The organism is Neobacillus drentensis (assembly GCF_036962125.1).
Lineage (GTDB): Bacteria > Bacillota > Bacilli > Bacillales > Cytobacillaceae > Neobacillus > Neobacillus drentensis_B.
The window spans coordinates 416,337-439,346 of record NZ_JBALOA010000014.1 but is presented as its reverse complement, the minus strand read 5'-3'; the positions used below and the strand labels follow the sequence as shown (position 1 = coordinate 439,346).

The following is a 23,010-nucleotide window of genomic DNA, read 5'->3' as shown; positions in this document are numbered from 1 at the left end:
CTTAAGCACCTACCTTACTAAATGGATCCGTTGATACCTTAGAATCAATACCATGGAGACTGTCGGGACCCTTTTTAATTTCATGAACCATCAAGTAAATCATGACGCCGGCAAGAATTGTAAATAGCAGCAGGTACATAATAATAGAAAAAAGAATCGTTCCTCCGGAAACATTTGGCGAAATCGAATCAGCAGTGGTCATTAGACCAAAAACTGTCCACGGCTGACGGCCCGCTTCTGTCATTACCCAGCCAAATGTATTAGCTAAGAACGGAAATGAAATTGCTGGTAAAAGGAACTTTAAGAACAAACGGCTTTCTGCTAATCTAGCTTTTTTCCATAGATATACACCAAAGAGCGATAACAAAATCATCCCCACGCCAAAACCAATCATTAGTCTAAAGCTCCAATAGGTGGTTTTAACTGGTGGAATATAATTTGTCCCTTCCCCGACCACTGAATCATATTTTTTCGTATATTCTTTTTGCAATGTTTCCATTCCCTTTAAGCTGCCTTCAAATTTTGAATAGGCCAAAAAGCTCATCGCATAAGGAATATTGACTTCAAATTTATTTTCTTTTTTGTTTGTATCGATTATCGCAAAAGCAGACCATGGTGCAGGATCAGCTGTATCTTTCCAAATTCCTTCAGCAGCTGCCATTTTCATTGGTTGTGTTTTCACAAGATATTGTGCTTGTGTATGCCCGCTTAACGCTGTACCAATGCTGCCAATCAAACCAATAATGATGGCAATTTTCATAGATTTTAGATAAAAATCAACCGACTTCTTCTTTAGTAGATTAACAGCACTTACCCCCGCAATGAAAAACGCGCCCGTGCATAATGCTCCCGTAATAACATGAGGGAATTCTACCCACAATTGCCCGTTTGTTACTAATGCAAGAAAGTCATTCATTTCTGCACGACCATTGTTGATCTCAAATCCAACAGGGACTTGCATGAATGAATTAGCCATTAGAATCCAAAAACCTGAAAGAATAGTGCCAAAAGAAACAAGCCAAATACAGGCTAGATGAACTTTTTTCGGCAGGCGGTCCCAACCAAAAATCCATAACCCGATAAAGGTGGACTCCATGAAAAAGGCTAATAAGGCTTCGATGGCCAATGGAGCCCCAAAAACATCGCCCACAAATCGGGAATAATCAGACCAGTTCATCCCAAATTGAAATTCCTGGATAATTCCAGTCACGACACCAACGGCAAAGTTTATTAAAAACAAATGCCCCCAAAATTTTGCCATTTTTTTGTAAATATCATTCTTCTTCACAACGTAAAGTGTTTCCATTAATGCCACCGTAAAAACTAGACCAATGGAAAGCGGGACGAAGAAAAAGTGAAAAATTGTTGTTGCAGCAAATTGAAATCTTGCCAAAAACACTGGATCCATAATTGACAACCTCCTACTTTTTTAATAACATGTTCAGTAATTCACAAACTTAACAAAAAAAATTCCTTTTTACCAATCTCTAAGCAACACGCAAATTTGATAATAATTATTTTCTTAGAATTACTCTCAAAGATCTTACTACTATAATAGCAAACAATGTCACGAAATCTCCTTAATTATTTGTCTGTTTTGTGACAAATACCACTGAATAAAAATAAGGGTAGCCATTTATATGACCACCCTGCATTTGTCGTATTTTTTGGGGACTTATTGAAGAAGATTGCGGTTATACCAAGACTCTTCTGAGATAATATTCGATACTGTTAATATCAATGACGGAATTCGCTCAACATCGAAAACGATCGCACCAATTTTTTGAGTAAAGATGATAAAGGCACACCCGTGTGAATACTTTACTAAATCCCCTTTGATAGTAAGCAATTCTGACAAAATTGTCTGTTTTTCATCAGTTTCAATAAAAACTTGCGGTGAAAATCTTAGTATCCAATCAGTACCATCAATGGAAAATCGATACATGGTATCCCGCCTCTACATGTATATTGATTAATTATACATATGATACAATAATCGTTTTATGATAGAGACTAAGAGTCATACATATATTTTCATAGATTCCATGATAAATTCGCCAAAAACTTCAGTCCTTTCTTGACTGCAAATTTTCAATATTGTATATTTAAAGCATCATGTAACTACTGTATGCATGGTAATACTTGCATAAAGCTACATGATAATATTTATCTTTGGCACCATATGGGTGGCTTGAAAGGCTTAGGAGGAAGAAGTAAATGCAAAACGGTAAAGTTAAATGGTTTAACAATGAAAAAGGTTTTGGTTTTATTGAAGTAGAAGGCGGCGACGATGTATTCGTACACTTCAGCGCTATCACTGGCGAAGGCTTCAAATCTTTAGAAGAAGGCCAAGAAGTTTCTTTTGAAATCGTTGAAGGAAACCGTGGACCACAAGCAGCTAACGTTGTAAAACTATAATCTAAACTAACCAATTAAGGGCTGACGATTTTCGTCAGCCTTTTTATATGAGTCATTAAATATGGGGTATCAGCTCAATTTTTTCCCATATTCCTGGAGCTGTTCTCCGACAGTACACTGGGAAATGCAGAATCGGTGTGCAGACCTTCGCCCGCATTCTTTCTTCAAATGCTGATGCAAAAAACAGCCATCACAATATTGCACCATTAAAGTTTCAACATGACTCAATAATTCCCTTCTGTTTCCTTCCTTCACAAAAGTCTCACACCCATTTCCTAGAGAATTAATGTTTTTGCGAAAATTTCTTTTCCTTCTAATGCCTGTGTCGCTAATTTATCTGCTTCTTTGTTTTCTTTTCTAGTTATAGACGTATATTTAGGTATTAACCCTAGTGCTTTAATTTTTCCCTCAATTCTGTCCAGCCAATTGTTAAGATTATCCTCATAGCATGGCCACTCACCTTCCAACTGTTTTAACACGACCTGCGAATCTCCTTTAAATTCACAGGATAAATGATGAACACCTAAATCCTCTAAAATATTCAACGCATAATAAAAAGCAGCGTACTCTGCTTCATTGTTATTCTCGAGTTCATTAATTCGTTCATTAGCTCTGATTCGGTATTTCTTTTTCCCTTGTTTAAAAAAGATAACTGCTCCTAAACCTGCTTGATTTGTTTCTTTTTGATATCCCCCATCAAAGTAAACTGTTATATCATGTGGGTCATCTTCTATCTCAGTCATCAACTTTTTCAATTCTTTTAAAATCCATGATGTTTCTTTTTCGTCATAAAAAAACAGCTCAGACACTTTTCCGGTTGCTTCAAGCTCTTCGCCAATTTGGATGGCCGTTTCACCTGATACCGATTCAGAGGAAAACTGAACTTTTTCATTACTTTTCGTTTTATATATCCACTCTAACCGATATTTCAATGTCTTCAACCTCTCTTATTAGAATTCAAGTGGCTATAATAAACATATTCACTCTAGCCATTTCTACCACTTTATCCTAACCTTTTCTCATATAATCTTATCATGCCCACTTCTTCACAGTAGTTATAAGAATAAATATTTTCTGCCTAAAAAGAAATATGATAAACTTTCTATAATACAATAATGGAGGAACCAAAATTGATTGAGGTTTATATTGACGGAGCAAGTAAGGGAAATCCTGGACCGAGCGGCGCAGGGATTTTTATTAAAGGAAACGGTCTAACAGAAAAATATTCAATTCCGTTAGGAAACATGTCAAATCATGAAGCGGAATATCATGCATTTATTAAGGCATTGGAAATTTGTATAGAAAAAGGTCTTCAAGATTCCGTTTTGTCCTTCCGAACTGATTCACAATTAGTAAATCAAGCGGTTGAAAAGGAGTTTGTCAAGAATAAGCTATACACTCCATTGCTTGATCATGCCTTACAATTATCCAAACAAATACCATTATTCTTTATGAAATGGATCCCCAGTGCTGAAAATAAGGCTGCTGATGAACTAGCACGGACGGCGATCCGAAAAAATATTCCCGAGGAGCAATAAAACATGAAAAAACCTTTAGTTGCGGATATAAGTTTGCTCCTGGTAACTATCATCTGGGGTACAACTTTTGTATTAGTTCAAAATGCAATTGATTTTCTTGAACCATTTTCCTTCAATGCAATTCGATTTCTTACTGCAGCTATTTTATTAATTCTCCTTCTTGTCTTATTTGAAAAAAGACAATTAAAACAATTAGATCGTAAACTGTTGCTATCGGGCGTCTTCATCGGATTTTGGCTTTTTTTAGGTTATGCTACACAAACAATTGGGCTGTTATACACAACATCATCAAAGGCTGGATTTATAACAGGATTAAATGTCGTCCTTGTTCCATTGTTTTCCATGATGTTATTAAAACAGTTTCCATCAAGGAATGCGGTATTAGGTGTTTTAACTGCGACCATTGGCTTATTCCTATTGACAATGACTGATGTGACTGGACTAAATAAAGGAGATGGTTTAGTATTCATATGTGCCATTAGTTTTGCCCTCCAGATTATTTATACTGGTAAATTTAGCAGTAAATATCCAACCATGCTTTTAACAGTCGTCCAAATATCTACAGTTGCTATTTTATCCATTATCTCTTCCTTTATTTTTGAAGATTGGAAGCAGTCATTTAATCCAGATATCCTATTAACAAAAGACGTAATCATCGCATTAATCATCACAAGCGTTTTTGCAACAGCGCTGGCATTTTTGGTTCAAACAAATTTTCAAAAATATACCTCCGCTACTCGTGTTGCTTTAATTTTTGCAATGGAGCCCGTGTTTGCTGCTATTACTGGCTTTTATTGGGCAAATGAACGCCTATCCTATAGTGCTTTAGTTGGCTGCATTCTCATCTTTGCTGGAATGATTTTTGCTGAGCTCCCGTCGAAAAAAATGGCAGTAGGTAAACTAAATAGAACGATAAAAGATAAAGTCTCATGAAAAAACTCCCTTTTTGAAGGGAGTTTTTTCATGATTTATATCACTATTAGGTCCTTTTCTTTAATGAATCGAATTGCATCTTTCCTTGAGCTGATTTTGTTTGAAATTAATGTTTCCAATAATGATACATAAAAACTGCCATCAAAACTTTTTTGAGCTTTTAAAGTCAATTCAATGGCTGTATTAATCATTTCATCAGAAGCATTCGTATAGTGTTTCCCAAAGAAAATAAAACCAATTGCATCCTCTTGGAATTGAAAACCCTTTCCTTCTAAGTGGTGCAAATAATCTTCGACTGTACCCACTGACTTTGCCATCCCTCTCCCAACAAACTCTTAACATCCCTTTAAAATCTTAACTTAAATTTTGAAAATTTTCTATTCCTTTTTGTACATAAGTGGCCAATGACTCCCACTAAAACACCTAAAATGGCCCCTCCGACAACTTCTTCTGGTTGATGACCTAACATTTCTTTTAACTTTTTTGGGGAGTCCTGTTTAAATTCAACGCTTTCTTCTTTGTGAATTTTTTCTATTAACTCATTCATGGAATTTACTTTTAAAGTAAGCTCTCCTGTCTGCCTTCTAACCCCTTGCGCATCGTACATGACGATTAAACCATAGATAAGGGATAGGGCAAAATCAAAAGTGGGCAGGCCTCGCTGCATCGCAATATAGGTTGTTAATGTAGAAACTCCGGCTGAATGTGAGCTCGGCATTCCGCCAGTACCAAAAAATAACTCTGGTCGCCATTCCTTCTTTTTATAATAGTGAATTGGAATTTTCATTCCTTGTGCTAGTCCCATGCTGAAAAGCGCTAAATAAACACCCTTGTTCATTAAATCACCCCTCTCAATATTGTTCGAGAACTTGAGTTTTATTATTCCATCTGGGAATACTAAAAAAGTGGGAGGTGACGTAGATGAGTAAAAATGGACAAGTGAACCGCGGCGTGAAAGCGCCAGGAGTTAATCCACAAGGATATGGTCAAGATGCAGAGTTTGCTGAAGAGCCAAAAAGTAAATTAGAAAATGCAGCTAAGAAAAAGAACACTAAATGATCCCTCCATAATAACCAAAATGGCTGTCCTTTACCGAGACAGCCTGTTCTCCTTATAATAGGAAAGTTTTAAATACTTTTTCCTAAAAAGATACAATAGGGAATCAATCTCCGAGCCACTTCAAATTCCCTAAGTTTACACCCTGGTCTCCAGTTGACTTCAAAGATCCAAAGCCTTTTCTGCTGATCTATTCCAACATCAATACCAAGTTCATCAAAGGAATGTTCATATAATGTGTCAAAATGGGCTGAAAATGATAGGCCAAAATCCTCGAGAACTGCCTTAATTCGATTGGAATCATCCCCAAATTCTTGGAAAAGAAAGGGTTCTAAGTCACCGCGATATCCGCCGCTGCTTATATTACTAATTAATTTGCCGTTCCCGTTGATCCGAGGATAAATTAGGTTGATTTCCCAAACCCCACTGCCATTTTTTTGAACGTGCAAACGAAAATCATAGGTTAATCCGGATTTGGTTTTGCAATCAATAAAAGGCTGCAGCAAATATCTTTGTTCAAGAATTATGTTAGTAAGTAAACTTTCTAATTCATTTTGATGGAGTGTGGTAATCTTTGAACCATCAGTTAATTTGTAACTCTGATGTTCATTTAGTTTTTCAATAAATAAGACTTTTTTACCTTGATTTCCAGCTGCTGGTTTGACTACAGCGCGTGAATGGACCTCCAAAAAAGGGATACATTCTAGGGGATTTTTTAATTCGATAGAAGGAATAAGGTAACTGGAGAATTCTTTTGCTTTAAGTACTTTTTTATATACTTTAAGTTTATTTCCAACAGGATAACTGGTAATAATCGCGGAATCCTTTAACTTCTTTAAAATCGATTTTTGTTTTTTGGTTTTAGGATTGCAACTATTGATGATAACTGTTGGAAGATCCGCTACTGTTTGGGCCCATTCACCATGATTGTATTCCCAACCAGTTACTTTCATCGTAGTAAAATCAATATTGTTGAATGTAAAATAATAAAAAGGGATTCCTTCCATTTTTGCGACCGCTGCATAGGGGTACGCTTTCTTAACCTCCGTTGGATTTTTCTGATAGTGAAGCATTCCAATTGACTTCAAAATCCTCACATCCTTATAGTGGCTCTAAATAAAACTTGATTTCTTTTGATGCAGTCAATGCAATCTCTTTTGCCTGTTCTGGGGTATCTGCTATGGCAATCACATAGGCATAGCGATCACCCAAGGAGTATGGCTTAGTCAATATTGCACCTCTTCTTGGTTTCACAAAAACTTCCTTTACTCCTTCGTAAGCAGCAGCACGATTCTTTCCGATCACCTTCATGAGTCTGCCGCGCGCATTAATGGTTAGAAATTTTGCATAAACATAATTCCTTTTTGTTGCTGCTAAATTCGGTTCGTCTCCTAGAAAAAGTTTAAGTGTTTCCTTTACTAAATTGATTCCAGTACCTTCCTGGATAATTCGATTCATCGCTCCGCCTGACATTCTTGGATTAATTTCAATTAACTTCCACTCTCCATCAACGAGCCGCATTTCTAGATGGCAAGTTCCATTCACTAATCTTAAGGCTTGAATAATACTTGTAACCGCAATTTGCAATTCTCGCATGGTCACTTCTTCCATAATAGCTGGTAAACTATACCCCGTAATAATAAACCGTTCACCTGATAATATCTCTTGTTCAATAATTGCTACCAGCGAGATTTGCCCCTCCTTAACGATAACTTCAATTAAATATTGGATTCCAATTAGGTACTCTTCGATTAAAATTGGAATGGAAGGGAATTTTTTGGATAAAAAGTCTAAGCCTTCTATAAATTCCAAGGCAGTTTTAACTAATAAAACATCCTTTGATCCATTAGAAACAGATGACTTTAAGATGAGTGGTAAATGCTGTTGATATTCCTCTACACATTGTGGAATGGATTGTTTCCTATTAAAAAGTGTAAACTTAGGAGAAACAGGAAGCGCTTTAAGACACTCTCGAAACTGAGATTTCTGCTCTATGATTGCCAATGCCTCCGTGGACAATGGATAAAGTCCTATCGCTGCTGAGATTCTAGCAGCGTAAGATACAAACGGATCAATGAAACTAATAACGGCGCAAATTTGATTATTTTCTGCCTCGAGCCCCTTAATAATTTTTAAAATATTCTCTTCATCAAGTAAATTTTCAACATATAGCATCCGCGCGACTTCTGGAAATTCTTCTTCTTGTTTTATAAATTCACTTCGATTTGTTAGTAGTACTGTATAATAGCCCATTGTTGTTGAAATGTTGAGAGCATCACGGCTGGTTCCTGATTTGTTACTTCCGATAAAGACAATAGTTTGCATAGCAACCTCCTTCCTTTGTTTGTTTTTATTGACTATTTCTCACGGTTAACAAATATTTCCCGAAACTAATTGGGGTTATATAAGTATCTCGCCACGTGTCAAACAATCCAGCTTCACGAAAGGATAATCTAAGATCACGCGCATTACATTCAATAAACATAGGAAAACCATTTGCAGTAATCCCCACATCGAGGCCGATATCTGCCAGGTTAGGAATCTGATGTTCTAATTGTTGTGCAACTATCAGCGATAAATGTTTTACATCTGCTGCTACTTGTTTTTCATCAAGTTCAGGTAAGTTTCTAAGAATTTCTTCAAAAGTAACACATGTCCCGCCTCTTGCCACATTTGTCACAAAATTTCCATCTTTCGCCACCTTACCAACCATTCCAGTTACTTGCCATTCTCCATTCCCATTTCGCTGGACGGATACACGAAGATCAAATGGATTGTTATAATAATGGGCCAGTGCAATTCTTTCCTGGATGATATACTTTCCTTTTTCCGCCAAAGTCTTAATCTTCATTGACATCTGCTCTACAGGAACCCTTTCCTCCTTCCACCTATCACCTAAAGGATAGGATAACAACCATTCTGAATCGGTAATCCGTGCAGCTTTCATGTTTCGTTTACCAAATGTACCACTGCTCGGTTTGATGATTAATTCGCTATGTTTATCCATCATGTCAATGAGATTATTTGGATCCATATGAACCGTTTCTGGGAGATGCTTTCTTAATTCTTCACTTTCCACTAGTAGATTATGAATCTTAAATTTCCCATAGTGGTTCCACTCATTAAAAAATAGTAAACCTTCCGCTTGTAATCTTTTAATTTGCTTCTTCACAGTCCTCGAACATTGATACCCACGATTATGAATGACCAGAGGTTTCGGAATTATCGTTTTGTTATAATTACCTTCAGAATCGATAATATAACCTTTTGTCTGAGAATTTCCAGGTTGTAAATCCTCCAATTGCAGATATATGGGAATGATGTCATTAATTTTGCCTGCATCCTCGTAAAAAGTTAATATCTTAGGCTTCTTTCCATCGCTAAGTTCTCGATATAATTGCGAGCTTAATAAAATTCCAATATATTGTGGTACCAAATTATTTTCCCCACCTTATTAAAAGGGTTCACCTTCCAACCGCATAATTAATTACTTGCTTTCTTTATTATAAAATGCACTAATTTAATATTTGGAAAGACAAACACCCAGTTTTTCTTGAAACATTAAATTATTACATGAATACACTAACTTACCATTATGTAAGAGGTGTATTGAAAATGAGAGCCAAGCCAAAGGTAGCAATCATTACCCCTGGTTCGTTCCCCATTCCTTCTTCACGCTCTAGTTCGGTTGAAACAGTCGTAGAAAGGCTAACAAATACTCTACAAAACGAAGTAGAGTTTACAATATTCGGGAAAAAGACTAAGGGATTGCTGCGAACCGAAAAGCTAGGAAATATTTCTTATATCCGGTTTATCTATCGAAATTGGCAAGGGTATTTATTGAAGGTCGTTTCAGTACTATCTAAACTTCAACCCCAGATTATTCAGATTGAAAATCGCCCAAAATACATTCCTCTTGTCAAACAAAAATTCAATAAAACCCCAGTATGGCTGTCACTCCATTCAACTAAGTTTATTTCCGCTTCACATATTGCAAGGGACGAGTTAGTTTATTGTTTACATCTAGTTGACAAGGTTATAGTCAATAGCCACTTCCTTAAAAACTTTTTAGTTGAACAAACAGGTTGTGAAGCTGCTAAAGTCGTTGTTAATCATTTAGGAGTGAACACGGATCAGTTTGTTTCTAAATGGTCCACCAATCGACTTAATAGGAATGAGCAGGTTAAAACGCAATTAAACATCGAAGGAAAGAAGATAATCTTATTTGTCGGCCGGTTAAGAAAAATAAAGGGCGTGCACAAAATATTGCAAGCCATGCCAGCGATTATCCAAGCGGTACCTGACACCCTATTGGTTATTGCTGGAAGTGCTTATTATGGGTCAGACAGAAAAACAAACTATGTGAATGATTTGTATAGGTTAGCTAAGAAATTTTCAAATCATGTCAGCTTTCTATCCTTTATTCCGCATTCAGAAATTCACGTGTGGTTTGAGGCAGCAGATCTTGTCTTAGTTCCATCAACTGGAAATGAAGCGTTTGGATTAGTTAATGTGGAAGCAATGGCCTGTGGAGTCCCGGTTATCGCAACAAATATTGGGGGTATGCCAGAAGTGATCGTACATGGTAAAACAGGCTATTTAATTAATACACAAAATATCGAAAAAGAACTTGCCCAATATGTTATTGAACTCTTAAACCACCCGGAAAAGATTAAAGAGTTAGGTCTAAACTCTGTAAATAGAGTCAATGAAAATTTCACATGGGAGAAAAGTGCAAGCCGCGTTTACCATTGGTATAACGAAGCAATAATGGAAAAATAAGAAAACGTCCCTTTCACACAAGAAAAAGGGACGTTTCTAACTATAAATATGCTCTTCTTCCGAAGTATAGGGGTTGACCAAATGCCTCTTCGTCAAGAATCTGAAACCCTTGAATTTGCACGGCATAAAACAGCGGTTGATTACGAATTTTCAAGTACGTTTCATAGTCTAAAGTTTTAAATCCTTTGAAGCTTGGATAAATATTTGCTTCCAAAATCCACGGGAAGCCCTCATCATCTAAGGCTATGTCGATGCCAAATTCTGCGAAGTGCTCATTCTTTTGATCCATAATCCGGCAAAATATTTGACAAATGTTCAATATGTTTCGATACACCTGAGAATAGTTAAGACTTCCTTTGGCATTTTTAATAACTGCTTCCAACGTCATGGCATCTCCGCCGCGGGCTATATTGGTTAGATCTACATCTTCTTGAGCTACCCTGCATTCAATCCCCGTACATTGCCACTTCATTTTGTTGTATTTTTGCATAACTACCCTGACATCAAGAGATCGGTTACCTACCTTTAATAACGGAATGTAGGTTTGATATAAATATTCCTGGTTAAATATCCCCTCTTCCACCAATAATGTTTCCAACTCGTTGATATCCTTAATTCTGTGGGTAATCTTAGTATTATTTCGATAATCATATAAACAAAACCCTTCATGCTCACTATTTACTTCTAAGATGAATATACCTCGCCCTCTCGATGAGCTTACAGGCTTTAAGATAATCTTCTTATTTACTTGTAAAAAATCAATTAATTCCGCTATATTTTTTAATAGAAACGTTTCTGGCAGGTTGTTTTTGAGTTCTGGATTATCTTTTAATAAATAAAGATCGGATTTTTTAAAGTGGTAGGAATTAAATAAATTATTATTTGTCAATTCCTTTAATTTTTTTATACTTTCTTTCTTCTGATGGAAGTTCCGACGATAAATGGCAGCAGGGATAGGTGTGGATTGATAGCGCCAGTGTTTTTTATCATGGTCATAGATCATACCATAGACAATCTTCTCTTCCCAATCTACCGAGCGGGCAGAAAAGGCGATGGTGACACCTCCAAAGCGATGATATTCACCAAAACGATCCTTGAATTTTTCCATATATTTTAGAGTAGTAACTTGGTTTTTTTCACCTAATAACAAACCAATCGTGGGACCGATTATCGCCTTCCTGTCTGTAAATTGGATTTGATAAACAAGGTCAAGTGGAAGATGCATCTTATCCACTAAAGAATCGGAAACAAACAAATCGACAGGATTGTTGTAAGAATTATGTCTAAGTGGAATAGCGTCTTCGTAAATATCGAAGTGGCATGGCTGTTCAATGACCCCGAATAACACAGCTTCAGGTTGGTCTCTCCATCGTTCAGTAATCCGGTTAGGTAATTTCATTTTTAGTTCAGGATCGTGAAAAACTTTAAATTTCACCCAAACATTCTCATCCAATAGGCTTAATTGTCCGATAAAACCGGCTACAGTATCATCGAGGTAGTCGTTTTCCTCTTGTGGGGGTATGCTTGATTCCGGTATTTCCATATTTTTTATCCTGCTGATATCTTTTCCAAGCTTGATTGGCCACTCAAGGATAGTTTTAGCTAAATTTTGATTACGAGAACTTATGTCTCTAATCATGTTAATGACCGGACAAGTCGAATGAATTTTTATTTGGGTAGTTTCCGTCATCGCAAATTCAAGACCGATTTCATAAATGGCAGGATAATAGTAATGAAGGATTTCTAAAATTTGATGGCTGATTTCATATAGCTCATCAATTATTCCCTCTTCTACTTGCTGACTCTTTGTAACAAGTTGACAGGCTTCCTCTAAGCTATAGATTGCGTTATGAATCTTGGCATAGGCTAGAGGGGTAGTCCATTGATGATGGCAATCCTTTTGTCCTAAAACGTAAAGACTAAATAATGGTTGGTTTGAATCGGCAATTTTCACTTGATCTTTTATCTTAGGATATGATTCCATCAAATCGAGGAAGGGTGTTTTCTTAATATTATTCTGTTCATTAATAATTGTACTATCTGTTTGTCTTGCTAATTCAAAGATGGTTCGATTGTGTTTTTTTTGATGATAAATAAATGGATTATAAACAATCGAAGGGATTGTAACGAACCCTTTTAATACTATCTCACCTTCGTGAATAATTAATGCTTCTCCCTTACGCTCGGTAACAAGTATCTCATCAATATTAAAAAATAAGACCTCCAAATTTAATCTTTCGCCTGTTTCGGCATACTGAAACACAAAAGAGTAATCTTCATCCAGCTGCTCTTGTGCAAGTTCTTTCCATTGCCTCTTTGGTAAAATAATACCAATAGACGTTTCATCCATAAATAATGTCTCCTTCAATCATTTTTAGATTCAAAATGCATTCTATGAAACCTTATAACAATAGTGGACACGGCGAGGTTAGTCCATCTTTAACACAGTTTCTTCCATTGTTCATAGCTTTCAGGGGCTAGTTTGTTTACAATCTCTAAAAATGATGTTAGTAGTCCTAATTGTTTTAAATCCTTAAATAGTCTTTTTGGGTACGACCGTTGAATTTTAAACGAATTTACATGGTCAATGATTTTTAACTTTCCATGTTTATTAAAAATAGTATGGCGCAAAGAAAAGTCAATGCGCATAAATCGTAATCTTTTTAGTTCGGTTATTAGATGAAATATTTCCTTTGCCACATCTTCAGGAAGAGTTTCTGATTCCTGAAGATATTCTTGTAATGTTGGGCCATTTAAATATTCCATGATAATATATTTTTCACCTGACTCATAAACCTCGGGAAAGATCACTGATTTTTGACTAAATTCCTGTAAAACTAGGTTTTCGCGACGACAATATATTTTTTTGGAATATATTTTTACACAGCGGTCATCGGATAATTTGAACACTGCACCTTGTAATCCTTTTCCGATAAGCGGATAGGGAGTTGGATTGGATCGAACCTGAACAGGTTTTCCCGCTATCACTTCAATTTGGGTAAAATCATTCACCACTCTTATTCTCCTTTATAGGATTAAGTCTCTATTCTGTCGATACATTCATTTAGATTAGCAATTATATAAATGGTAAGAGGGCATCAATAAGTTCTTGGGCAGATTGATACCGTTTTGATTTCCTTTTATTGGTTGCTTTCATTAGAACTTCCTGCAATCCTCGATGCGCTACTTTTGCGCAAGCCTGATGTTTATTAACTGGAGCCTCTCCTGTTAGTAAGTACAAACATACACATGCGACACTATATAGATCAGAGCTAGTGTCTAAGTTTGCCGTAAAGCAATTATTTTTTTTACATAACTCTGGCGGCCGGTAATATCTTGTTGCTCCTTTATGGCTCCCTATATATACACCTGATTCATTTAATTGAACGGCGGAACCAAAATCGATGATTTTAACTGTTTGAGGTTGTTCATTACAAATTAAGACGTTATGAGGTGTGATATCGCAATGAAGAATATTATGTTGGTGGATTACTTTTAATCCTTCGAGGATATTGATTGTAATTTGAACGGCTAATTTTTGTTCACGAATGGATCCTTTTTTAAAATAACCAAGCCTCGATCCCTCATGGTATTCTAAAACAATATACCCTGTTTGTTCCTCGACAAAAAAATCTAACCCAGTAATAATATGCTTATGGACAGGCAAGCTCTTTAAGATTTCGTTCTCTTGTTCTGCTTCACTCCCCATGGTGACCTTCTTTATTACAACCCTCTCATTCTTTCCGTTCAGACCAAAAAAGACAAGGCTTGTTGCACCTTTCCCTAATGGATGCTGCTCTAGTCGATACTTTTCTAAAGTAGTTCCCCCCTTCAAGTGAAATGATAAGACATGTTTTTTATATCTTATTATTAATGAGACAAGAATTCCTGTATGTTTAACCATAAAAAATGAGGTTGTCTCGAATGGACAACCTCATTTTTTCAGGAAACATACGCTTCGTTTATTGGCAACAGGCGCTGCAATCCACGGAGCTCTAATTCCATTAATTTATTCAATGCTTTTTCCTTCTCAATTCGAAGTCCCGCCACGTCCAATGCACAACTAACGGGAACATCACATTTTATTTCTGCAAGCAATCTTGATAAATGGAGCATTTCTAAATCCTGCTCAATTTTAGTCTTATTTGATTTGGACAAGCGATCTAGATTCGAAATAATCCCCTCAACATGTTCAAACTCCTGCAAAAGCTTAAGAGCGGTCTTTTCGCCGATTCCTTTCACTCCAGGATAATTATCACTCGTGTCCCCCATAAGGGCCTTTAAATCAATCATCTGCCTTGGTGTAATCCCTTTTTCTTCAAAAAAGGTTTCTGGAGTATGAACCAGGTAATTTCCATAGCCCTTTTTCAACAATATAACAGAAATACTTTGATCAAGTAACTGCAGCATGTCTTGATCACCCGTTAGTATTGAGACATGGGCAAAGTCTTTTGATTGATTAGCAATTGTTCCGATACAATCATCTGCTTCATAACCTGCTAAGCCAATATTGGGAATATCAAAAGAGGCGACAACCTCTTTAACTAAATCGAACTGCGGAATAAGCTCAACCGGTGCTTCGCCGCGATTCCCTTTATAATCAGAAAATAATTCTGTTCGGAAGGTTTTACTTCCCATATCCCAACAAACGGCAAGATGAGAGGGTTTGAAGGAATTTACCGCTGTGAATAAATGCTTAACAAAGCCATGGATTCCATTGGTGGGTGTTCCTTTTGAATTTATCATAAATTGTCCTGTAACTGCGGTAGCGTAAAAAGCACGGAATAGCAAGGCCATCCCATCAACAAGCATAAGTGAAGGCTTTTGATTTGTCATTATTGGACCTCCTTTGTTGTTGTTATTAAAACAACACGTTTTCCATTATAACATAAATTGCCCTCAAACATTATTCTATTTTATTATCCTCATAGGAGATCCAATCACTAAAGCTTCCGACGTAAAGCTTGACCCTCTCAAAACCAGCTTCTTTTAAAGCCAAGAAATTAGGAGCAGCAGTAACACCTGATCCACAATATACAATAATTTCTTTTCCTGGTTCAATATTAATAAATCTTTGTTTTTGATCCGAAGCAGGCTTATAGCGGTTTCCCTTTAATCCTTCCATCCACGGCTTATTAATTGCCCCAGGAATATGCCCCGCTTTACTATCGATTGGTTCTTCTATCCCTAGAAACCGTTTTTCTTCCCGTGAATCGATGAGAATTATGCCACCTGGCCTATTTTCGGCCACTCCTTTTACATCATCGATCGTAGCCAATAATTCTGACTGAATATTATAATGGAATTCGGCTTTTTCAAAGGTAGGAACTTCCACTGTTATCGGGTAATTTGCTTCTGACCAAGCTTTAAATCCTCCATCAAGTACATAAACATGTTCATGACCAAGGTATTGCAACAGCCACCAAAAACGTGCAGCAAAAGCACCTTCACCATGGTCATAAGCAACGATTACTGTTTTTTCATCAATCCCTGCGTTTCCAAGCTTAGCGAGGAATTCCTCTAGGACCGGCATTGGATGCCGGCCGCCATGGAATTGTTTCGGCCTCGATAGATCTTTTTCTAAATCAAAGAAAACAGCTCCGGGAAGATGACCTTGTAAATATTCCAAGTTCCCTTTTTCTGGTTCACTTAATGAGAATCGGCAATCAACAATCCTGACATGATGATCGTTTAAGCATTCCAATAACCATTTCTGATCTTTAACATATTTCACGCCGCTTCCTCCTCGATTTTAATATTTCATTATTGTAATGTGAACAACTTATTTTGAATATCCGTTAGAAATTCAATCGAGATTCCACCGTCTAAAGCCGATAGGTAACTCAAATAAAAATCACTAACTTGTTCGGTCATAAGTTCTAAGAGCCGATCGAATTCCTTTGCCATTTCTTCGTTATAATGAGCGTTTAAACGTTTGGCCTCTTGCGCTAAATACTTATCTGCAGGGGTATTAAGTACCTGATAAAGTTCGTCACTCATGAATTTCTTTTCATTTTTTTCAAAGAAGGATTTTGGATTTTTAAAATACGACATCGCTTTAGTAAATAACTGTTTATTTACATCGTTAAAGGCGATTGGAAATTCAATAGCATCGGTATGCTCGACTTCAAATGGTGAAAAAGAGAGGTCTGGATTGATTTCTTGTAAATGACGGATAAGACCTGCTTGGAAATCAGCAAATTGTTTTTCTGTAAAGCGCTCAATCCGTACGGTGGTAGCTCTCATTTCTTGAGCAAAATCAAATCCGAGGCTTTCAAGAAATTCATCTAAAGCACCTTGGAGAACCTTTTTCAAATTACGACCGTCATCCCTAAGTGCACTCGGGTTAAAGGATTCCCTAAAGAAATCTCCGAAGCGCAAGAATACCCTTTGCTTAATGTAATAAACAAGCTCATCCGCCTCTTGATGCAAACGCCTTTGTAAATTTTCAACAGTTTGTTTTTTCAATAATGTGCGGATTAATTCTTGTTGGTTGGCAATATTCTCACGTTTCGCTTCTTTTACCGATTGGTCTTCCTGAGAACTCTGAATAAGATTCGCAATAAATTCTTGAACACGATTCATTTCCTTTTCTGCCGCCGAAATGGTCATCTCGGTTAATTCATTAGTAATGAATTGATAGAATGCCTGTTCAAACTGCTTCATACCTGATTCAGTTTCTAGATGAGCATCCTTTTTTTCCATTAAAGCAAGCAAGCTTGATACGGGAAATAGATGAGGATTTCTAATTCCATATTTACTTAGCTGCTCCTGAACGTAATAAATTACGGATTCCTTCTCTTCCTCACTTTCAGCTAAGTCAATCGCATTGATAATAAAGAACATTTTATCCATTTGAAAGGATTCCTTGACACGCCCAAGCTGAATTAGAAACTCTCGGTCTGCTTTTGAAAAAGCATGGTTGTAATAAGTAACAAAAAAACATGCATCTGAGTTTTTAATATAATCAAATGCCACACCTGTGTGTCGGGCATTAATAGAATCCGCTCCCGGAGTATCAACAAGTGTGATGCCTTTACGAGTTAATTCGCAATCATAGTAAAGCTCAATCCATTCGACGTAGCAGGATTTTTCCTCCATTGCAACAAACTCGCTAAATTCATGTACATCCGTTTTGAGAACAGTTCCTAGTGAATTTCCAAAGGACGGGTAGCCTTTTTGGAATGCCTGCAAAAAACCAAAATGAGTCTTTTCTAAAACCCCGCCTACATGCTCTTCTTGAAGCAAGATTTGGTCAATTTTCTTAGTTGCCCCATCAAAATCATGAGCTTGTCGTTCAAATACTTTCAATGAACGATTCACATCTTCGAGCATGGCTGACGCTTCCTTAAATTTGACCAGCACAGTACCATGCGGATGAGCAGCCGTTACTGGTTTAATTTTATTAATTGCCGCCGTGGTTGGATTTGGTGATACAGGAAGAACCTTTTCACCCATCAGTGCATTTGCAAAGGAAGATTTGCCCGCACTGAATGCTCCAAATAATGCTACGGTAAACCCTTTGCTACCCAGTCTGTCTGCTTTTTCTGCTAGTTCCATTGAAAGCTTTTGGAACCCAGGAATATCTTTAATTAAATTGGAAGTTTGATATAGTCGTTCAACAGTTTGAACTAAATGGTCATTCGAAGAAGCTGCCTCGGTCGCCTTCATGTAAAGTACATCACCCTTATTATGCTTTGATTTAAAGCTGGGATTAGGTCTGTGACTTGGATTAGGCTGGGATTTGATAACTACATATTCTTCATCTTCCTGTTCAAAGAGATGGTAACTATCTTCTGGCAATAGTTCATCTGTTGATAAAAGCTTTTCAATCCGAGTTTCTAACTGATTAGCTTTATCCTCGTATTTTTTTAAGATGGAAAGGGCGTTTACATATCGATCAGTTCGGTTTAGTTCTTGTTCATTTTGTGAAATTAATTTCGCTGTTCTTTCCTTTAATGATTTTAAGAACTCTTCTTTAAAAATAGTTAGTTCATGTCTCGCGATTTTTTTTATTTCATTGGCAACATCTTCGGTATAATGTAATACATATTCTCCGGAGATCCGTGCCCCAGACTTTACCGTCTCCGTTAATAGACTCGTCGGTACTTCGATGGAATAAGATTGAGCCAAGCCATGTAGCTCACCAACGTCCAGTCCAGTTTCTTTTAATGTTAGAAGCAGCAGTTCGCGAATATGCCATTCGAGCTGAGACTTTGTTTTATCAAGGATATCCAGTTGAAATCGTTCCAACCTAGCCTTTTTCTCATCACTAGTTTTTTGTTTAGAGAATAAAAATCCAATTTTGAATTCCGGCTGACATGCTTCCAAATAACGCTCAGCTAATTCCCTTGTTTGAAATGGCATCAGGTAAGCGTTTTTAAGCAGCTGCGTCAATTGATGTTCAAATTCCTTTTCCGTTCTAGCTGGGCCTTCTTTTAATGTTAGGAGGTTATGTTCTACCTCGTTTGAAGTATCGGCCAAATTACTTCTCTCTTCCTCAGATAATTCATCTAGAATTGCAAAGAATGGAGCTAACTCTTCCTGATCGGCCTTCCGTCTTTGATTAATATGGTCTAGTGTAATTTTCTCTAATGAATGATTAATAGATGGAAGTAATAATTGGTCCTTTGCGGCCAATTTTTCAGTAATAAACCCTTGAAGAAGGTTAAATTCATTTAAGGGATGAGTTTCATGTTTCAATGAAGTATAAAAAATCCTTGCTGGCTTAACTCCCCATGAGGCAAACGAGGTGAGCACGCTGTTTTGAAACTCCTGAAAACTTAACTCCTCCTCATTGTGTTTATCAATTTGGTTAATGACTAAGTATACTTCCTTCCCAGCTTCGGTTAGTTCCCTGGTAAATAAAAAATTTAACTCTGCTTGGACATGGTTATAATCCATAACATAGAGAATCAAATCAGCAAGATGGATGGCTGATTCTGTTGCAATCCTGTGGGCATCATCAGCCGAGTCAATCCCCGGAGTATCCATTATGACGGTATGATCGGGCAGCCCCGTATCACTGTGACTTATTTCAATTTCTTCGATTTGGTCCCCGTCCTTACAATAATTCTTTACTAGTTCATAATCGTAAGGCGCTAAATACATACGAGGTGTATCATTTTTGAAAAATACTTTAGCATAATCTTCACCTGTTTTAACCTTCACCAGGTTTGCACTGGTCGGAATTGGGCTCGATGGAAGTAATTTTTCACCAACAAGCTGGTTAATCATCGTCGATTTACCGGCAGAAAAATGCCCGCAAAAGGCTATTAGAAATTCTCTGTTATCCAGCTTTTTAGCTAATTGTTTAATTTTCTTTGCATGAACTAAATCCGCTTGGTCAATTAAATAATCATATAACCTAACAATTTTCGTTTTTAATTTCTGGATGTCATTTTCTTGGCTCGTTGTTTTCACCATCAATATTCCCCTTAACAACTTTGTAATATTTTTTATTTTATACGATAATTCAAACTTTTCCTATCTTGACACCTCATTTGCCTAAAACAAATTTTTTCCTAAAACGACAAAAAAGCCAAGGTTAACAACCCTGGCCCCAAAAAGTTTATAGAATTTTTAATGTGTAACGTTCTTTAAAACGTGCTTCATGACAAATGCATAAATAATAACCGTTCCGCCAACTAGAGCAAAAGTCAAATGTAACACCTTCCTTATCAAACTCTCGCTGAGAATGATTTTCATCGATAACCAAAGTTTAGCATAGGTGATAATCATTTTCAATAGCTCTTTACTAATTGTCACACTTATTTAACAAGTCTGGGAAGAAAACGATTACAATCCTGAAATCGACACTCATATTCAGTAAGTTCCTTAAGCGCTTTTTCTTCCTCCGGAATGCGGATCATCAAGATGACTGCATTAAGGATGGTAAATAAACAAGCTGTAATATATAAGTTAAACAATAATGGAATCACAAGCAGTTCAATAGCAACTACAAAATAATTCGGATGCTTAATATAGCGGTAGGGACCTTTTTTAATCACCTGCGCATCTCTTAAGACAATGATTTTTGTGTTCCAATACCTGCCAAGAGTTGAAATCACCCAAACCCTAATCAGCTGAGCCAATAGGAACGCTGATAAGAGCAGAGGCCAGTTTTGTGAAAGTCCTTTATTCCAATAAACTTTTTCAGCAAGAAGACTTAAAAAAAACAATACATGTAACAGCACCATAAAACGATAATGTTTTACTCCAAATTCGATAGCCCCCTGCTGCCTCATCCATTTCTCATTGCGGTTTGCGATTCCAAGCTCAATGAGCCTTTGAAGAATAATTAAACTGATAATTATTTGGAAAAGGCTAAATCCATTCATTACATCCACCTCATTAAAAGCAGTTCTGAACTAAAACCCGGTCCTAGTGCGGTTCCGAGCCCCAATGCACCGTGAGGAATATCTTTCTCCATAAACCGCTTAAGTACAAAAAATATTGTCGCTGAAGACATATTGCCAAACTGCCTTAACACCTCAAGGGAAATATCTGTCATAGATACAGAAATGTCTAATGATTTTACATACGCATCAATTACCTTTTTTCCACCAGGATGGGCAATAAAATAATCAATTGTCTCAAGACCCAAATGATTTTCTTTTAAAAACTCACTTACATTTGGCTTCAACCAATTTTCGATTATGTTCGGGATATCTCGAGAAAATACCACATAAAGGCCATTAATCTTTATTTCCCACCCCATTACATCTAAAGAGTCCGGCATAAGAGTTGACTGGGTTGCAATGATGGATGGTGAAGTTTTCTTTTTTCTGTAATCATTTATATTTGATTCATCACCACACACCAATGCACAAGCAATACCATCAGCAAACAGGGAGGTACCAATGAGATTGCTTTTCGAAAGATCATTGCGCTGAAACGTTAAACTGCAAAGCTCTACAGAAAGAACCAGAACCTTTGCTTTTGGAAAGGCAAGGCAATATTCATATGCCCTTGATAGACCGACTGCACCTCCAGCACAGCCAAGGCCCCAGATTGGCACTCGCTTTGTATGAGGTTGAAACGGAAGTAAGTTCATGATTCTCGCCTCGATACTAGGTGTGGCGAGTCCTGTAGTTGAAATGAAGAAAATACAGTCAATTTCTTGATAGGAAATATCTTTTGTTAAAAAATCATTATTATGTAAACACTTCACGATTGCTTCTTTTCCAAGCTCCACGGCTGACTCAATATATGCCGTATTTTTTTCTTCAAAGGTTTTATCCTCTTTAAACCAATCAAGATCTTTTACGAAATGCCTTTTTTCAATTTGTCCATTTTGGAAAGCACGTAAAAGTCTTTCAATATCCTTGAATGAATTCGAAAAGATCTCACGTGCAAACTCCATGGCTTGATTTTGGTTCACTTCAAATGGGGGCGTTACCTCGGCAACTGAAATAATTGTAGGCATGTTTTTTCTCCTTCAAGCTAGGTAAGGTTATTTTTTACATATAAATGGAAATTATTCAAGAATGTCTGAAGACAAAAAAAGCTCCCCTTTTTGAGAGAATCCGAGTCTCTCATAAGGGAAGCAAACGTTTTGAAGGTTGTTGCTGTGCTCTTAAATTATATAATGGAAACTTATTTCGTTCATTAACTAATGATTTCCAATTACGCACTGCAGAACTATTTTTTATCAGGTTGTTTTTGAACTTCAATCTTTATTTTATTACTAACTAAATTTCCGCAGATTTTACAAATTTCCACATTGTTATACAGAAGACGGCACCGTTCACAATAATATTTTTCCACAAAAACACACTCTTTTCTGAAGGAAAATACGATTTATTACTATCATATTTTTCAGACTCTAAAAGTGTGACACTTCCCCAAAAATGTTGCCTTTATTTCTTGTGAAGTATTATTCAATTACTTTTATCACAGGGAAAGTGTGATAGTTCACATTTTAGTCACAATTACCCCTGTGCGCATGTGATATAAATCACTGTTACATCAATTTTATAATATTAACATAGTAGATATCTAAGGAATGAACAATTTGTGAACTATGAAATTTGTTATTTTTTCTTCACAATTGTTTTGTATTATGAAAGAGAACTAATAATTATTTTACATTACTCGAAAGGGAGTGCAGGGGGATGGCAAAAGCGGAACTTAAAACAAATCAAAAAACAGAATTAGAAGACAGCTCTTCTCTTAAAGGGACATTGGCATCCGTTTTCTTATTAGGAGCTTTTATTGTTGTCACTTGGGTAAGTGTTTATTATCTATTCGTTGAACGTTTTTAATGATTGAGGGGGGTAAA

At 36.7% G+C, this 23,010-nt stretch carries 24 protein-coding genes; 6 read left to right on the top strand and 18 right to left on the bottom strand.

What is annotated here, in order from left to right; genetic code table 11:
• Position 1 precedes the first annotated feature (1 nt).
• Positions 2–1,408: a cytochrome ubiquinol oxidase subunit I gene (locus tag V7121_RS14000; RefSeq protein ID WP_335546866.1), complete on the bottom strand. Its 1,407-nt coding sequence runs from the start codon at positions 1,406–1,408 to the stop codon at positions 2–4.
• A gap of 267 nt (positions 1,409–1,675) precedes the next feature.
• Positions 1,676–1,945, bottom strand: coding sequence for a hypothetical protein (locus V7121_RS13995; protein ID WP_335500368.1), 270 nt, complete (start codon positions 1,943–1,945; stop codon positions 1,676–1,678).
• A gap of 272 nt (positions 1,946–2,217) precedes the next feature.
• Here V7121_RS13995 and cspD point away from each other — a divergent pair, with 272 nt between their 5' ends.
• Complete coding sequence (cspD, locus tag V7121_RS13990; RefSeq protein ID WP_026563856.1) at positions 2,218–2,418, top strand: cold-shock protein CspD; 201 nt, start codon at positions 2,218–2,220, stop codon at positions 2,416–2,418.
• A 69-nt stretch (positions 2,419–2,487) separates the two neighbouring features.
• Here the strand turns inward: cspD and V7121_RS13985 are convergent, their stop codons facing one another.
• Together V7121_RS13985 and V7121_RS13980 are read right to left on the bottom strand one after the other, a co-directional pair.
• Entirely contained in the window at positions 2,488–2,673 is a 186-nt protein-coding gene (locus V7121_RS13985) for a zinc-finger domain-containing protein (protein ID WP_335546864.1), read from the bottom strand.
• A 20-nt stretch (positions 2,674–2,693) separates the two neighbouring features.
• Complete coding sequence (locus V7121_RS13980) at positions 2,694–3,350, bottom strand: reverse transcriptase-like protein (protein WP_335546863.1); 657 nt, start codon at positions 3,348–3,350, stop codon at positions 2,694–2,696.
• 198 nt (positions 3,351–3,548) lie between these two features.
• Here V7121_RS13980 and V7121_RS13975 point away from each other — a divergent pair, with 198 nt between their 5' ends.
• On the top strand, positions 3,549–3,956 hold the full coding sequence (locus V7121_RS13975) for a reverse transcriptase-like protein (RefSeq protein WP_335500374.1): 408 nt from the start codon (positions 3,549–3,551) through the stop codon (positions 3,954–3,956).
• A gap of 3 nt (positions 3,957–3,959) precedes the next feature.
• Complete coding sequence (locus tag V7121_RS13970; protein ID WP_335546860.1) at positions 3,960–4,889, top strand: DMT family transporter; 930 nt, start codon at positions 3,960–3,962, stop codon at positions 4,887–4,889.
• 35 nt (positions 4,890–4,924) lie between these two features.
• Here V7121_RS13970 and V7121_RS13965 read toward each other — a convergent pair whose 3' ends face one another.
• Positions 4,925–5,206 (bottom strand): DUF6123 family protein, encoded by a 282-nt coding sequence (locus V7121_RS13965; RefSeq protein WP_335546858.1) that lies wholly within the window; start codon positions 5,204–5,206, stop codon positions 4,925–4,927.
• Between the two features lie 29 nt (positions 5,207–5,235).
• A complete protein-coding gene (locus tag V7121_RS13960) occupies positions 5,236–5,727 on the bottom strand; it encodes a divergent PAP2 family protein (protein WP_335500379.1) in 492 nt (163 codons plus the stop codon).
• Positions 5,728–5,810: 83 nt separating this feature from the next.
• On the opposite strand from V7121_RS13960, the gene sspL reads away from it, so the two are divergent.
• Complete coding sequence (gene sspL / locus V7121_RS13955) at positions 5,811–5,948, top strand: small, acid-soluble spore protein L (RefSeq protein WP_144547355.1); 138 nt, start codon at positions 5,811–5,813, stop codon at positions 5,946–5,948.
• Between the two features lie 68 nt (positions 5,949–6,016).
• Here sspL and V7121_RS13950 read toward each other — a convergent pair whose 3' ends face one another.
• The 3 genes from V7121_RS13950 to V7121_RS13940 are packed head-to-tail and all read right to left on the bottom strand — an operon-like array spanning position 6,017 to position 9,381.
• The gene (locus V7121_RS13950) at positions 6,017–7,033 is read right to left on the bottom strand and encodes a YheC/YheD family protein (protein ID WP_335500382.1); all 1,017 of its coding nucleotides are present in this window, start codon (positions 7,031–7,033) and stop codon (positions 6,017–6,019) included.
• Positions 7,034–7,046: 13 nt separating this feature from the next.
• The gene (locus V7121_RS13945) at positions 7,047–8,270 is read right to left on the bottom strand and encodes an ATP-grasp domain-containing protein (protein WP_335500385.1); all 1,224 of its coding nucleotides are present in this window, start codon (positions 8,268–8,270) and stop codon (positions 7,047–7,049) included.
• A 25-nt stretch (positions 8,271–8,295) separates the two neighbouring features.
• Positions 8,296–9,381 carry a YheC/YheD family endospore coat-associated protein gene (locus tag V7121_RS13940; protein WP_335500387.1) on the bottom strand — a complete coding sequence of 362 codons (1,086 nt, stop codon included), beginning with the start codon at positions 9,379–9,381 and terminating at the stop codon, positions 8,296–8,298.
• A gap of 179 nt (positions 9,382–9,560) precedes the next feature.
• Here V7121_RS13940 and V7121_RS13935 point away from each other — a divergent pair, with 179 nt between their 5' ends.
• The gene (locus tag V7121_RS13935; protein WP_335546857.1) at positions 9,561–10,727 is read left to right on the top strand and encodes a glycosyltransferase family 4 protein; all 1,167 of its coding nucleotides are present in this window, start codon (positions 9,561–9,563) and stop codon (positions 10,725–10,727) included.
• Positions 10,728–10,767: 40 nt separating this feature from the next.
• Here the strand turns inward: V7121_RS13935 and V7121_RS13930 are convergent, their stop codons facing one another.
• The 9 genes from V7121_RS13930 to V7121_RS13890 form a co-directional block, all read right to left on the bottom strand.
• A complete protein-coding gene (locus V7121_RS13930; protein WP_335546856.1) occupies positions 10,768–13,077 on the bottom strand; it encodes a YheC/YheD family endospore coat-associated protein in 2,310 nt (769 codons plus the stop codon).
• Positions 13,078–13,166: 89 nt separating this feature from the next.
• Complete coding sequence (locus V7121_RS13925) at positions 13,167–13,739, bottom strand: AarF/UbiB family protein (RefSeq protein WP_335500393.1); 573 nt, start codon at positions 13,737–13,739, stop codon at positions 13,167–13,169.
• A 64-nt stretch (positions 13,740–13,803) separates the two neighbouring features.
• A complete protein-coding gene (locus V7121_RS13920; protein WP_335546854.1) occupies positions 13,804–14,631 on the bottom strand; it encodes a serine/threonine-protein kinase in 828 nt (275 codons plus the stop codon).
• 38 nt (positions 14,632–14,669) lie between these two features.
• Positions 14,670–15,563 carry a 5'-3' exonuclease gene (locus V7121_RS13915; protein ID WP_335500397.1) on the bottom strand — a complete coding sequence of 298 codons (894 nt, stop codon included), beginning with the start codon at positions 15,561–15,563 and terminating at the stop codon, positions 14,670–14,672.
• 70 nt (positions 15,564–15,633) lie between these two features.
• Entirely contained in the window at positions 15,634–16,461 is an 828-nt protein-coding gene (locus tag V7121_RS13910; protein WP_335500399.1) for a sulfurtransferase, read from the bottom strand.
• A gap of 29 nt (positions 16,462–16,490) precedes the next feature.
• Positions 16,491–20,153 (bottom strand): dynamin family protein, encoded by a 3,663-nt coding sequence (locus V7121_RS13905; protein ID WP_335546852.1) that lies wholly within the window; start codon positions 20,151–20,153, stop codon positions 16,491–16,493.
• Between the two features lie 156 nt (positions 20,154–20,309).
• The gene (locus tag V7121_RS13900; protein WP_335546850.1) at positions 20,310–20,468 is read right to left on the bottom strand and encodes a hypothetical protein; all 159 of its coding nucleotides are present in this window, start codon (positions 20,466–20,468) and stop codon (positions 20,310–20,312) included.
• A gap of 29 nt (positions 20,469–20,497) precedes the next feature.
• On the bottom strand, positions 20,498–21,067 hold the full coding sequence (locus tag V7121_RS13895) for an isoprenylcysteine carboxyl methyltransferase family protein (protein WP_335500405.1): 570 nt from the start codon (positions 21,065–21,067) through the stop codon (positions 20,498–20,500).
• On the bottom strand, positions 21,067–22,155 hold the full coding sequence (locus tag V7121_RS13890; RefSeq protein ID WP_335546849.1) for a type III polyketide synthase: 1,089 nt from the start codon (positions 22,153–22,155) through the stop codon (positions 21,067–21,069). The genes V7121_RS13895 and V7121_RS13890 overlap by 1 nt, the downstream gene beginning before the upstream one ends.
• A 688-nt stretch (positions 22,156–22,843) precedes the next feature.
• Here V7121_RS13890 and V7121_RS13885 point away from each other — a divergent pair.
• Positions 22,844–22,993 carry a cytochrome c oxidase subunit 2A gene (locus V7121_RS13885; protein ID WP_335500409.1) on the top strand — a complete coding sequence of 50 codons (150 nt, stop codon included), beginning with the start codon at positions 22,844–22,846 and terminating at the stop codon, positions 22,991–22,993.
• The last annotated feature ends 17 nt before the right edge of the window (positions 22,994–23,010 follow it).